This is a genomic window from Bacillus sp. H1a, from assembly GCF_000633475.1.
GTDB classification, from domain to species: Bacteria; Bacillota; Bacilli; order Bacillales; family Bacillaceae_G; genus Bacillus_A; species Bacillus_A paramycoides.
Genome location: NZ_AYMH01000001.1, coordinates 30,848 through 44,548 on the forward strand (window position 1 = coordinate 30,848; position 13,701 = coordinate 44,548).

Here is a 13,701-nt window from a genome sequence, read left to right on the forward strand (position 1 = left end):
TATATGAAGAAAGTTGGTTTTTTTCAATCTATTCATTTAAAATTTGTGCTTATATATATGCTATTGATATTAATAGCGATGCAAGTTATTGGCGTATATTTCGTTAGGGAATTAGAAAAAAGTCTTGTAAAAGGTTTTCAAGACTCCTTGACGCAGCAAACAAACTTACTTTCTTATAACTTGAAGCAAGAGTTTGTAAAAGAGCGCCCTAAAACAGAATCAGTAGATAAGGCTATTAAGGAATCGATTCAAAAATTTGCATCAGACCGTAAGAAAGACATTCAAGAAGTAAGTGTAATTGACGCCAATAGAAAATTGATGGCAATTTCAGACGCGTCTAAGCAAAATAAGGTAGGAAGAATGTCAACGGATAGAGCTGTACAGCGGGTAATGGTACAAAAGAAACCAGAGACAAAGATTGAGAAAGATGGACAGACAGGCCATCGAGTTCAAGTTATGATTACGCCTATTTTAAAAGAACCGGGCGGAGAGGTACTTGGCGTCATTCATATTGTTGCATCTATGGAAGATGTGTACAAACAAATGAAGGATATAAACCAAATTTTTGCAACGGGGACAGTAATTGCCTTATTAGTAACAGCTGTACTTGGAATTTTATTGGCTCAAACAATTACGAGACCAATTTCAGATATGCGAAGACAAGCAATTGAAATGGCGAAAGGAAATTATTCGCGAAAAGTAAAGGTGCATAGTCATGATGAAATTGGACAACTAGCATTATCTTTTAATAATTTATCTAAAAAATTACAACAAGCTCGTTCCTCAACGGAAAGTGAAAGACGAAAATTATCATCTGTTTTATCACATATGACAGATGGGGTAATCGCTACTGATCGAAAAGGGGATATTATTTTATTAAATGATCCTGCGGAAAAGATGTTAAATGTTTCGCGTGAAACAGCGCTAGATCAATCGGTATTAGAAGTGCTAGGGATACAAGAAGAATTTACACTGGATCATTTATATGAAGAACCCGATTCAGTTTTATTAGACTTTAGTACGAGAAATGAACCGTATATTTTACGTGCTAGTTTCTCTGTTATTCAAAAAGAAACAGGGAAGGCAAATGGTTTAATTGCTGTATTATATGATGTAACAGAGCAGGAGCGCATAGAACGAGAGCGCCGTGAGTTTGTTGCAAACGTATCTCATGAGTTAAGAACGCCGTTAACGACGATGCGTAGTTACTTAGAAGCGCTTACTGATGGAGCATGGCAAGATCCGAATATTGCACCACAATTTTTAACGGTTACACAAGAGGAAACAGAAAGAATGATCAGGCTTGTAAATGCATTGTTACAACTATCTAAACTAGATAGTACAGAACATCGTTTAATGAAGGAATTTGTCGACTTTACTGACTTCTTTAACAATGTTATCGATCGCTTTGAAATGTCTAAAGAGCAAAATGTAAGTTTCAAACGATCTTTCTCTAAGAAATCTCGATTTATTGATATGGATTCGGACAAAATTACACAAGTTTTATATAACATTATTTCCAATGCATTAAAGTATTCACCAGAAGGTGGTACAGTAACATATCGCCTACGTGATCGCGGAGAGTTATTAGAAATTAGTGTGAGTGATCAAGGAATGGGAATTCCGAAAGAAAATGTAGAGAAAATCTTTGAACGTTTTTATCGTGTGGATAAAGCGCGTTCGAGACAGATGGGTGGTACAGGCCTTGGGTTAGCTATTGCGAAAGAGATGATTGAGGCACATGGTGGCTCGATTTGGGCGAAGAGTGAAGAAGGAAAAGGGACAACTATTTATTTCACATTGCCAATGGCGGCAGATGAAGAGGACGATTGGGAATGAGCATGGAAAACTTTAAAACGATAGTTCTAATTAATTTAGTTGTCATTAGCCTATTTCTTACTTTTAACTTATGGACATATGTTCCTGATTCTACTTCCATGCAAAACACAAAATTCGTTCAAGGTAACGAAGATATAAATCCAATAAAGATTTCGGAGATTGTTCGCCCATCTTCTGTCATTATTCATAAAGAGAAAAATCATTATGTGAGCGAAAATAAGGAAAATGTGGATTCAATTTATAAAATTCTTGAAAATGGAGAATTACATGATTTTAGGGAGATAACAGGGTCAGTTCCTAAAGGTGATTTTCTTTCTTATGTACACGGAGAAGAAAAAATTGAATTTGTTTTTCCTACAAATATCCCACTGGATACGATTAAAAGTATGTTTAATATTAAAGATAAAAACATAGAAAGTAACAGAAGTTTTAATCGTATTATAATTGACCCTTCTCGAAGTAAGGATCAAGAAATTAAAGTTAATTTTGTTTCCTATGATACTTCTCGTAAAATATATCAAGCGACATTGACTGGTGCTTACGTAAAGGATATTTTAAATGCTCAAAATCAACTTATAACAGTGGCAAGACCATATTTTGAATATCAAATAAATGATACGAAAAAACTTTTTTTACCAGATGGGATTACGGAATTAAGTAAGGTAGAGTATATTACATCTAAACTAGAAGTGGATACGTTTAAAAATGCTTTATTTAGTGATCCACGTTATTTAAGTCCTATTTCTGAGAAAACAAAGGAAACATTTACGGATGGTATCCGTTCTATGGAAATTGATAAGTCGAATGCAATGTTGAAATATAAAAACTCCGCTGTACATAGCGATAAAACTACAGATAATGCAATAGTTTTACAAAAAAGTTTTGACTTTGTAAGTGGGCATAGTGGCACTTTAAAGTTTTATCGTTTTGATTACATTAGTAAGGGGAAAACTTCATTCCGTTTATATGAAGGCGGCTTGCCTGTATTTAATGCAGATGGAATCGCTGAATTAAAACAAGCGTGGGGTTCAGGTGAAGTCATGCAGTATGAAAGACCTCTTTATGATTTAAGTTTCAGTTTACCGAATAAACAACCAACAACTTCTCTTGTATCAGGTCATACGGTGATGACATCATTAGAAAATAATCCGGAAATTGACAAAAATTCAATTCAGGATGTTGGGATTGGTTATAAATTATCATTGGAACCTTCCATCAACGCAGGGAAAATGGGTATTTTACAGCCGATATGGTATGTAAAATATGATGAAGAAGGTAAGCAACAAATATTTGAGTGGAGTGAGGGGGGACTAAATGGATTGGGATCGAATTAAAACGATATTTATTGTGACCTTTTTTGTTTTAGACCTCTTTCTTATTTTTCAATTCATTCAAAAGCAAGGTAGTAATCAATTGGAGCTTGTGGCGGAAACAAAGATCGATCAACAATTAAAAGCTGAAAAAATTACTATGGGGAATTTTCCTAAAGAACCGAAAAAAGAGTCACTTATAATGGCGAAAAATAAGGTTTTCAAAGAAGAGGATGTGCAATCTTTAAAAAATCAAACGGCACACTTGCAAGACGAATATCAAATAGAGAGTAAATTAAAAGAGCCTTTTTTAAATACGAAATCATTGTCAAAAGATAAGTATAATGACTTTTTGAAAAATTATGTGCTAGATGGGCAAAAATATGAGTTTGGAGCAATAAAGGACTCAAAAATTTACTTCTTTCAAAAGTATAAAGATAAACCAATTTTCTACAATGATCGTGCGATGATCGTTGTGGATTTAAATGAAAAGAATGAGCTTGTTTCGTATACACAAACGATGTTAACGGATTTAAAGGAAATGGGCGAAAGTGAAAAAACAAAAGAGCAAGAAATCATTACTGCTCAAACGGCGTTAGTAAATTTATATTTAAAAAATAAAATTGCAGACAATACGCATGTGAAAGAGGCGCAGGTCGGATATGCGACTCTTGCAGAGTCTTCTTCTAATATACAAGTGCTTGCCCCAACATGGAACTTAAAGACAGAGCAAAAAAAGGACTTTTTTGTGAATGCAATCGAAGGACAAGTCATGGAATTAGGCGAAAATCAAGTGCCTGAAGAATATAATGGAGTGAGAAAGAATGAGCATGCAGTTTAGTGTACTTGCGAGTGGAAGTACAGGGAATATGTTATATGTAGGAACGGATGAAAAAAAATTGCTCGTCGATGCGGGTTTAAGTGGTAAAGCTACAGAGGCTTTGTTTAAACAAGCTGAACTGAATATAAATGACATATCAGGTATTCTTGTAACACATGAGCATAGTGATCATATTAAAGGGTTAGGTGTATTGGCACGTAAATATGATTTACCTGTTTATGCAAACGAGAAAACATGGAATGCGATGGAACACTTAATAGGCAATATCCCAACTGATCAAAAATTTATTTTCTCAGTTGGGGATGTGAAATCATTTGGCGATATTGAAGTTGAATCATTTGGTGTTTCTCATGATGCAGCAGAGCCGATGTTTTACGCTTTTCATAATAATAATAGAAAGTTAGCTCTTATTACAGATACTGGCTACGTAAGTGATCGTATGAAGGGTGTTATTAAGGGAGCGAATGCTTTCGTATTTGAAAGTAATCATGATGTTGAAATGCTTCGTATGGGACGATATCCATGGAGCATTAAACGACGTATATTAAGTGATGTAGGTCACGTTTGTAATGAGGACGCCGCATTAGCGATGGCGGATGTTATTACAGACGAGACAAAACATATTTATTTAGCACATTTAAGCTTAGATAATAACATGAAAGAATTAGCGCGTATGTCTGTATCACAAGTGTTAGAAGAAAAAGGTTTTGGCGTTGGAGAATCTTTTGAAATACATGATACAGACCCGAAAATGCCTACGAAAATTCAATACGTATAATTCTTCATTTTAGTAAACAATAAAGGTGAATATAGTTGTTTTTAGGAAGATAGGTGAACAAATATGTCCTTTATTGATGAAGAAAAATATCGTATAAAACGTGCGGGTAAAAAGAAGCATAAAGGTATTGTAGTTTCTAGCATAGCGGGAACAATTGTAGGGGCTTCATTATTCGCATTTGGAGCCCCTTTATTTTCGAATCATGCAGGTACGCTTCCACAAGCTGAAGCAAGTGGAAAAAATATGGCTCAAGCTCAAGCTGGAAATGTTCCAGCTAAACAGATTAGCTTTGTAGATGCTGTTGATCGTGCGTCTGAAGCAGTTGTTGGTGTTATTAATATTCAGCGAGATGATTTTTCAGAGGCGGATTCAGAAGCGGGTACAGGCTCTGGTGTGATTTATAAGAGGACAGATGGACATGCTTACATCGTAACAAATAACCACGTTGTTGCTGGAGCGAATCGTATTGAAGTGAGCCTGAGTGACGGTAAGAAGGTTCAGGGTAAAGTATTAGGAACCGATGTAGTCACAGATTTAGCAGTACTAGAAATAGATGCGAAGTATGTGAAAAAAGTGATTGAAATTGGCGACTCTAATACTGTTCGTAGAGGAGAGCCGGTTATTGCGATTGGAAATCCACTAGGATTACAATTTTCTGGGACCGTCACACAAGGTATTATTTCGGCTAACGAGCGTATTGTTCCTGTAGATTTAAATCAAGATGGACATTACGATTGGCAAGTAGAAGTATTGCAAACAGATGCGGCAATTAATCCAGGTAATAGTGGTGGTGCACTTGTAAATGCAGCAGGACAATTAATTGGCATTAACTCAATGAAAATTGCAGCAAAAGAAGTAGAAGGAATTGGACTAGCTATTCCAATTACGAGAGCCGTCCCTGTTATGAATGAACTTGAGAAATACGGTAAAGTAAAAAGACCTTATGTTGGAATTGAACTAAGATCATTAAACGAGATTCCGAATTATTATTGGTCAAAAACGTTACATTTACCAGACAACGTAACGGAAGGGGTTTGCATTTTAGATGTGAAAAGTCCTTCGCCAGGTACGGATGCTGGCTTGCGAGAACATGACGTTATTGTGGCGGTAGATGGAAAACCGGTGCAAGATATTATTGGGTTCCGCACGGCCTTATATAATAAAAAAATTAACGATAAAATGACTCTTACGTTTTATCGTGGTACAAAACGAGCGACAACAACGGTGAAATTAGGCATTCAAAAGTATTAAAAACAGGAGGCCCTACCTCCTGTTTTCTATTGTAGAAAAGTGAGGTGAGGAATATGAATTTACCTTGTTGTTTAGAACATGTTGAATTAGCGCTAGATATCATTGTGGATGAGTGTGAAGTTGCGCCAGTTATTAACAATGTGGATAACTCTGAAAAAGAGAAGAAAACATGTGAATTTTGTCAAAATGAGGCGACATATGTTGTATCGAACACAGATTCTCACACAATATGTGGGTAACATTTGTGGATATGTGGATAAGTTATGTGGATAACGTGTTTGTAAGGTGGGGAATAAATGTGAATATCTCGATTATTTCAATCGGAAAATTAAAAGAAAAATACTTAAAACAAGGTATAGCAGAATACTTAAAACGATTATCTTCTTATGCAAAAGTAGAAGTAATTGAATTACCAGATGAAAAGGCACCAGAAAATTTAAGTGAAGCAGAAATGTTAATTGTAAAAGAAAAAGAAGGTATACGTATACTGGATAAAATTTCTGATGATACGCATGTCATTGCGCTAGCTATAGAAGGAAAACAAAAATCATCAGAAGAGTTTGCAGCAAGTCTAGATCGCCTTGCAACATACGGAAAGAGTAAAGTAGCGTTTGTAATTGGTGGATCACTTGGGCTTAGCTCAGAAGTAATGAAGCGTTCAAACGAATCTCTTTCTTTCTCAAAGATGACATTACCACATCAATTAATGCGTCTAGTATTGCTTGAGCAAGTATATAGGGCGTTTCGGATTAATCGCGGTGAACCGTATCATAAGTAAGTGAGGTATTCTATGTAAAACAAGGGTAAGAAAAGAATACAGGAGAAAATCGAAAATGGCAGGTTGGTCTTGATTTTCACTGATATTATCATGTTTATTTTATTATGCCTATAATTGGAGGCTATATGAATGTTAAGTGATCAGACGAGATATTCTAGGCTCGCGAATATAACAAAAATAATAAATACAAAATTAGAACTACGTGAAGTATTGCAGCGTGTAACAATGGCGATATCAGAGGAGATTGTTCAATGCAACGCTGTTGGAATTTATTTACCCCAGGAAGATGGAACATTTAGAGGGTTTGCAGGAAAACCAGAGACCATAAATGGCGTAACGCTCGATACTCAGGTAATTGATCCTGAAATAGACTTACTGACAAAAGAAGTTATTGAAACCCAAAAAACCATCTATATCCCTGATACCTCAAAGGATAATCGGCCGGATCCGAGACCAGTTGATGCGTTCAAAATTAAGTCCTTATTAGTCCTGCCTATCTCATTTGGGCAAGAGTTATTTGGTCTGGTTTTTTTATTTGATTATGGAACTCCAATGAACTTAACAGATTCAGAAATTCAAAGTGTTGAAGCTTATGTAAATATGGCTGCGGTCGCAATTCAAAACGCAAATAATTTAACACAAAAGGAAAACCTTATTGCCGAGAAGCAGCTGTTACTAAATGTTACCCGTGATTTATCAATGTGTTCCTCGATACAGGAGAGTTTTGATAAATGTTTTTTTTACTTAGGACAGATTTTAGAGAGTAAAAACATGGCTGCCCACCTTTTAGACCCGCTAGACAAAACAACGATTAAAACAACGAAGTTAAGCAAGGACTGTGATTGGACAGAAGCGGATTGGATGGAGAAAAGCTATGAAGCCAAGATCCAAGAGGTTATTCAAACAAAAAATATAGATAGTAAGGGTCTACTGATGATTCCATTGGTTTCAATGGGAGAAGTATTAGGGATAATCGTCGTTGGCAAAGAGGGAAAAGCTCACAATTACGATAATTCCCAGATTCAACTGGCAAAATCTATCGTTGATGCCACAGCTCCTACGTTTTCAAACTTGTTATATATGGATCAACTTGAAAGCATGGTGGAAGAGCGAACGAGAGAACTAGCTGCTGCTAATGAAAAAGTTACAAGTGTGATTGAAAGTATTACGGATGGATTCTTTACTTTGAATAATAAATGGGAATTTACGTACGTAAATAAGCATCAATATTTTCCACAAAGAAAAACAGCAAAAGATGTATTAGGCAAGAATGTATGGGAGGTTTTCCTGAGTAGCGTCGACACAGTTATGTATAAGGAATTTCATCGTGCAATGTCAGAGCGAACAACAGTTCATTTCGAATTTTTTTCTACCTCTGATGAATATTGGCACGAAGTTATTGCATACCCGTATGATGATGGTATTTGTTGTATTTTTAAAAACATAACGGAAAAAAAGCAATATGAGCAGGAATTGAAAAGGTTATCCAACATAGATTTAATAGGGCAAATGGCAGCAGGTATCAGCCATGAGATTAGAAATCCAATGACAACAGTACGAGGATTTTTGCAGTTATTAAAAGAAGAGAACACCTATGAGAAACATAATAAGTACTTTAATTTAATGATTGAAGAACTTGACCGTTCTAATTCTATTATTACTGAATTTCTCTCAATAGGTAATACAAGGAAATCGGATTTGCAGATGTTAGATTTAAATTCAATTATCCACGATATTATTCCTTTAATAAAGATTGATATGTATAATCAAAATAAATATATTCAAGTCGATACAAATGACATTCCGGAATTACTTTTAAACCGTAATGAGATACGACAATTATTACTAAACCTATACCGTAATGGCTTAGAAGCGATGAGCACAGAGAAAGTTCTAACCATTAGCACCTACAAGGAAGGTCAAAATTGTGCGGTGCTTGCAGTACAGGATCAAGGAAAAGGTATCAAGCCTGAAGTATTAGAGAAACTGGGTACTCCATTTTACACGACCAAAGATAATGGAACTGGATTGGGATTAGGCATATGTTATGCCATTGCTGCCCGTCATAATGCAAAAATAGAAATTCAAACAGGATCGGAAGGCACTACCTTTTTTGTTAAATTTAATTATGAAAATAATAAAAAATAACTCTATTTAGATTAGTTACGGTGAACCGTATCATAAATAGTGAGTAGTAATCGGAAATTAATCATGCCTTGTGTATTAACATAAAGTATTATTGGCTGTATATTGAATAAAAAATATAATCAAGAAAAAAGCACTTATCTTTACAAGATAGAGTGCTTTTTTATATGCATTTTATTATTTTAGATTTAACCGATATGTAATGAAGATGTACAATAAATATGGGGATATGCAAGTGCCTGGTGAAATCAAGTATACTCAATATAGGAGAAAAGAAGTATTAGATATACTTAGGGGGGCTTAACATATTTAAGAGAGATATGAAAAAAATATTGATATCATTACTAAAAAATCCATTAGTAATAATCGTATACTGGATTTTTTGTTATGAGTTAGCTTTATTATGTATGTATGGAAGAATCAATAATAATATTTATATTTGGTTATTATCTATAGCATTTTTAATACTTATCATTATATTTACTACAATTAAAGTTATAAAAAATAGGGAACGTGAATCGTCCAAGTTATTAAATGTAAAGGGATGGAAATACATTTCCGTTATCATCCTTATCTTTATAACGTCTTTTTATGGGATGAAAATTTATAAAAGTGCAACGAATTATGGTGGTAAACTAGCATGGTTTATAGAAAGCGTAAAAAACGAAAGATCAGTTAAACTTGAGCGTGATAATATATATAAGTATGGTGTAGAGGGTATTTTTGAAGATATAAATAAGAAATATACTTTGCCAAAGAAGTTATATATGTCGGATGATTTTACTTTGGAATTTAAATCAGATGGAACAATTATATCATTTGATACTTTTCTTTATGGAAAAAATGCTGCTGGAAAAGAGGAAAGCTACTTAATATCTTATAATAAAAGTAAATCAAAAAATATTTTTGTAGGATTAAATGGGTATGTTAACGCTGATTATAATGAAGATAAATTAGTAAAACCTTTAATTAAAACAGTTCAAGCTATTCCAGTTAAACAAACTGTCAGTAAGTGGAATGAAGATAAGTATGGGCTGGTTTATTATGGGAAAAGGAACTGGGGTTACAATACAGAAGGAATTATCAATATTAATAAAGATGGGAAATTAGAGAAGCTTGAAGAAGCAAAATCCGAAATAATTGGATATACGGTATCTATATTTATCCCTGGAAAAGAGAAAGAGATAGTACCTGCTAGATATAATTTACTAGGTGACCCAAATTGGAGTAAGGAAAGTAGTTCTAAAAAGAAAAAGAAGGATTTAACTAATAATAATGAGCAATTTTACTTTTCAAAAGAAGTGGGTTATAAACTAGATGTTACAGATAAAGCATTAGGGAGTACCTTTTATTCACTAAGCAAGACAATAGATGGTGGGGAAACATGGGCAGTTATAAATGAAGACCCATTCAATGAAGCAGTTGGTGGTGCATCAGGAATCATCTTTTTTAATGAGAAGCTCGGATTTTTAAGGGCAGCTAGACCCTCTGGCACTGAAGGAGGACTATACCGTACAGATGATGGGGGGATAACTTTTAAAAAGGTGAGCTATATAAATCATGAAGTGAAGCTAGAGAGTGGACAATTAATAACCCCTTTTGATTTTCCTAATATGCCTTATGAGAAGGATGGGGTTTTTAACATGCTAGTTGGGCAAGGAGCAGATGGAGACTATAATGGTAATAGTAGTATACTTTATCAATCCAAGAATCAAGGTGAAACATGGGAGTATGTAAAAGAAGTTAAAGGTAATTAATAGTGGGAAAGACCATTGGATAAAAATTACCGATGGTCTTTTAAATGTTAAGAGGTTGTAGTAAATAAAGGAGTCCTATGTAGATTTCCTAAAATAAGTATGTTTCTATTTCTAAAAAAGTATGCTGTAATATGAAGAGGAAAAAATTATAAGTAGTCAGAGAAGTGAGGAATTGAAGGTGAAGAAGTTTAAGAAGTTTTACTTGGAGATTACAAGTGTATGTAATCTTGCATGCAGCTTTTGTCCGCCGACGGAAAGGCAGAAGCAATTCATTTCTGTGGAGGATTTTGCTAAAAGATTAGATCAAATTAAACCTCACACAGACTACATTTATTTGCACGTGAAGGGGGAGCCATTACTCCATCCGAAAATAGATCAATTATTAGATTTAAGCCATGAAAAGGGGTTTAAAGTTAATATTACAACGAATGGAACGTTAATTAATAAGAGAAGACATAGATTGTTAAATAAACCTGCATTAAGACAAATGAATTTTTCGCTGCACAGTTTTGATGGACACCCGGGATCGCAAGATAAAGAGGGCTATGTAAGGAGCATACTTTCTTTCATTAGAGAGGCGACAAGTCAATCGGATTTAATTGTTTCGCTAAGATTATGGAATTTAACTCAGGACAACAAAACGAATCTTGAAATTCAGCGGAATAGAGAGTTATTATCTATTATCGAAAAAGAATTTGATCTTTCTTATAAAATTGAAGAGAAGCTTACACCAGGAAAAGGTATAAAAATTGCGGAACGTGTATTTATTAATCAAGATTATGAATTCCAGTGGCCAGCATTACATGAAGAAGAGGATGATGGAAAAGGTTTCTGTCATGGCTTACGTAATCAGGCTGGAATTTTAGCGAACGGAACTGTTATTCCTTGTTGTTTAGATGGTGAGGGGATTATTAATCTTGGTAATATTAATAATGATTCATTCTCTAATATTATTGAGGGCGATAGAGCAAAAAATATTGTAGATGGATTTTCAAAAAGGGTTGCGGTAGAAGAATTATGTAGAAAGTGCGGATACCGCAAAAGATTTGGAAAGTAGATATAGAATAAGCCCTCATAAAGTGAGGGCTTATTTTTATCCCGCAAAATCCCGATTGGTGTGGGCTAATAATCAGCGGGGGATGGACAAAACCCTACTGATTAAAGTTTCACTTTATTCCTGATAAGAACGTTCTAATTCATCAATTAATGAACCGACATAAGAAACAGCTTTACGGATTGCATCTGGTTTTGACATGTCTACTCCAGCGCGTTTCATTAATTCGAGTGGTTTCATTGTACCACCTGCACGAAGCACATTGAGCCAGCGATCAACAGCAGGCTGTCCCTCTTCCTTAATCATTTGGGCTACAGCGGTAGATGCAGTTAGGCCTGCTGAATATGTGTAAGAATATAAGCCCATATAATAGTGAGGTTGACGCATCCATGTTAAACCGGCGCCTTCATCAATTTCTACTGAATCTCCCCAGAATGTAGAAAGGACATTCGTTTTTATCTCAGTTAAAGTTGTAGCAGTAAGCGCTTGCCCTTCTTCTGCCAAGGAATATACTCTGCGTTGATATTCACCCTCAAGTAAATGAGTAACAAAGTTATGATAATATGTGCCGAGTAGTTGCAAAATGATCCATCTACGCATTCTCTTATCTTCATTTGTCGCGAGTAGATGCTGTGCTAATAGCAATTCATTCATTGTTGAAGGTGCTTCCACAAAGTACATAGATGGACGTACGTTCATAATACGCTGATTTTTATTTGCTAAATAAAAATGACCAGCATGTCCAAATTCGTGAGCTAATGTAAAACATCCGCGCATCGTATTTTGCCATGTAATTAAAATATAAGGGTGAGAACCGTATGGGCTAGAGCAGAAGGCACCTGTTGATTTTCCAACGTTATCTGCAAGGTCTACCCATCTTTCTTTAAACCCCTTTTCGATAATAGCATTATATTCCTCTCCTAATACTTTTAAAGACTCTTGAATTAGTTTACCAGCTTCTTCGTATGTGATTGTCGGATTAAATTCAGGATCTAAAGGTGCGTGTAAGTCACAGAAAAGCATTTGATCAAGCCCTAATACTTTCTTTTTTAAATCTGCAAAACGGCGCATATGAGGCGCTAATTCGTTATAAATAATATCTAGTTGGTTGTTATACATTTCAAGTGGAACTTTTTGAGACTCTAAAAGCATATGAGTAACGGATTCATATTTGCGTAAGCGAGAAAGTGTCACTTGTTTTTTTACTTCAGTAGCATATGTTGTTGCAACTGTATTTTTATAGCGTTTCAATGTGGAAACAAATGATGAATATGCTTCTCTACGTATATATGCGCTTGGAGAAAATTCATATTTGCTTTCAAATAATGCAAATGATACAGGCAAATCATTTCCTTGTTCGTCCTGTATAGGAGTGAAATCCATATCCGCCAATTTAGTCATGCCGTAAATTTTGTAGGGGGAACTATGAACTTCGCCGAGTGCAGCAAGGGCCTCCTCTGTTTCAGGTGAGAGAGTATGCTGTCTCTTTTTGAGTACTTCTAATAATGATTTACGGAAAGGTTCGAGTTTTGTTTCCTCAGTTAAATATTTTTCAATCGCTCCTTCTCCAAATGAAAGAATTTCGTTATGAATAAAGGATCGTGCGGTATGCAATTTCGCTCCTAGAGCTGAAATTTTGGAAGAGTTCGCTTGAATAACTGGATCTGTACGATCAGTAGATTCTTTTAAATTTGCATATGTGCTGAGTTTTGTTAACTTCATTAAAAGCTCTTCTTCTAAAAGTAGGCAATTTAATAAAGTGGTGGGATTAGTATGTAATTGTCCTTTAAATGCATCGAGTCCTTTTATATCATTTTCTAATCCATTTAATGCAGTGTGCCACTCATTATCAGACTTATACAAATCAGAAAGATCCCATATTAGTTCAGTAGGAACTTCTTCGCGAATAGGGCGTTTCTCAATTACATCTTTCATTTAATGTATCCCC

General features: G+C 35.0%; 11 protein-coding genes. 10 read left to right on the forward strand and 1 reads right to left on the reverse strand.

The window, feature by feature from the left end; all coding sequences use genetic code 11:
* Positions 1 to 3 precede the first annotated feature (3 nt).
* The 10 genes from walK (at position 4) to U860_RS0100215 (ending at position 11,756) form a co-directional block, all read left to right on the forward strand.
* The gene (walK, locus tag U860_RS0100170) at positions 4 to 1,839 is read left to right on the forward strand and encodes a cell wall metabolism sensor histidine kinase WalK (protein ID WP_025146945.1); all 1,836 of its coding nucleotides are present in this window, start codon (positions 4 to 6) and stop codon (positions 1,837 to 1,839) included.
* Positions 1,836 to 3,173, forward strand: a complete 1,338-nt coding sequence (gene yycH / locus U860_RS0100175) for a two-component system activity regulator YycH (protein ID WP_025146946.1) — start codon at positions 1,836 to 1,838, stop codon at positions 3,171 to 3,173. Before walK ends, yycH begins: the two co-directional genes overlap by 4 nt.
* On the forward strand, positions 3,154 to 3,990 hold the full coding sequence (locus tag U860_RS0100180) for a two-component system regulatory protein YycI (protein WP_025146947.1): 837 nt from the start codon (positions 3,154 to 3,156) through the stop codon (positions 3,988 to 3,990). The genes yycH and U860_RS0100180 overlap by 20 nt, the downstream gene beginning before the upstream one ends.
* Positions 3,974 to 4,768 (forward strand): MBL fold metallo-hydrolase, encoded by a 795-nt coding sequence (locus U860_RS0100185; protein WP_025146948.1) that lies wholly within the window; start codon positions 3,974 to 3,976, stop codon positions 4,766 to 4,768. Before U860_RS0100180 ends, U860_RS0100185 begins: the two co-directional genes overlap by 17 nt.
* 63 nt (positions 4,769 to 4,831) lie before the next feature.
* The gene (locus U860_RS0100190) at positions 4,832 to 6,019 is read left to right on the forward strand and encodes a S1C family serine protease (RefSeq protein WP_002174494.1); all 1,188 of its coding nucleotides are present in this window, start codon (positions 4,832 to 4,834) and stop codon (positions 6,017 to 6,019) included.
* Positions 6,020 to 6,072: 53 nt separating this feature from the next.
* Positions 6,073 to 6,258 (forward strand): CxxH/CxxC protein, encoded by a 186-nt coding sequence (locus tag U860_RS0100195; protein ID WP_001052827.1) that lies wholly within the window; start codon positions 6,073 to 6,075, stop codon positions 6,256 to 6,258.
* Positions 6,259 to 6,317: 59 nt separating this feature from the next.
* The gene (gene rlmH, locus U860_RS0100200) at positions 6,318 to 6,797 is read left to right on the forward strand and encodes a 23S rRNA (pseudouridine(1915)-N(3))-methyltransferase RlmH (RefSeq protein ID WP_002174493.1); all 480 of its coding nucleotides are present in this window, start codon (positions 6,318 to 6,320) and stop codon (positions 6,795 to 6,797) included.
* A gap of 129 nt (positions 6,798 to 6,926) precedes the next feature.
* Positions 6,927 to 8,945 (forward strand): GAF domain-containing sensor histidine kinase, encoded by a 2,019-nt coding sequence (locus U860_RS0100205; RefSeq protein ID WP_025146950.1) that lies wholly within the window; start codon positions 6,927 to 6,929, stop codon positions 8,943 to 8,945.
* Between the two features lie 317 nt (positions 8,946 to 9,262).
* Positions 9,263 to 10,699: a hypothetical protein gene (locus tag U860_RS0100210; protein WP_033795342.1), complete on the forward strand. Its 1,437-nt coding sequence runs from the start codon at positions 9,263 to 9,265 to the stop codon at positions 10,697 to 10,699.
* A 178-nt stretch (positions 10,700 to 10,877) separates the two neighbouring features.
* Positions 10,878 to 11,756: a radical SAM protein gene (locus tag U860_RS0100215; RefSeq protein ID WP_025146952.1), complete on the forward strand. Its 879-nt coding sequence runs from the start codon at positions 10,878 to 10,880 to the stop codon at positions 11,754 to 11,756.
* A 114-nt stretch (positions 11,757 to 11,870) separates the two neighbouring features.
* Here U860_RS0100215 and pepF read toward each other — a convergent pair whose 3' ends face one another.
* Positions 11,871 to 13,688 (reverse strand): oligoendopeptidase F, encoded by a 1,818-nt coding sequence (pepF, locus tag U860_RS0100220; RefSeq protein WP_025146953.1) that lies wholly within the window; start codon positions 13,686 to 13,688, stop codon positions 11,871 to 11,873.
* Positions 13,689 to 13,701 lie beyond the last annotated feature (13 nt).

Coding starts and splice junctions, on each gene's coding strand:
- U860_RS0100205 (WP_025146950.1), top strand. CDS start 6,927: ATGTTAAGTGATCAGACGAGATATTCTAGGCTCGCGAATATAACAAAA.
- yycH (WP_025146946.1), top strand. CDS start 1,836: ATGAGCATGGAAAACTTTAAAACGATAGTTCTAATTAATTTAGTTGTC.
- U860_RS0100180 (WP_025146947.1), top strand. CDS start 3,154: ATGGATTGGGATCGAATTAAAACGATATTTATTGTGACCTTTTTTGTT.
- U860_RS0100210 (WP_033795342.1), top strand. CDS start 9,263: ATGAAAAAAATATTGATATCATTACTAAAAAATCCATTAGTAATAATC.
- U860_RS0100190 (WP_002174494.1), top strand. CDS start 4,832: ATGTCCTTTATTGATGAAGAAAAATATCGTATAAAACGTGCGGGTAAA.
- pepF (WP_025146953.1), bottom strand. CDS start 13,688: ATGAAAGATGTAATTGAGAAACGCCCTATTCGCGAAGAAGTTCCTACT.
- U860_RS0100195 (WP_001052827.1), top strand. CDS start 6,073: ATGAATTTACCTTGTTGTTTAGAACATGTTGAATTAGCGCTAGATATC.
- walK (WP_025146945.1), top strand. CDS start 4: ATGAAGAAAGTTGGTTTTTTTCAATCTATTCATTTAAAATTTGTGCTT.
- U860_RS0100185 (WP_025146948.1), top strand. CDS start 3,974: ATGAGCATGCAGTTTAGTGTACTTGCGAGTGGAAGTACAGGGAATATG.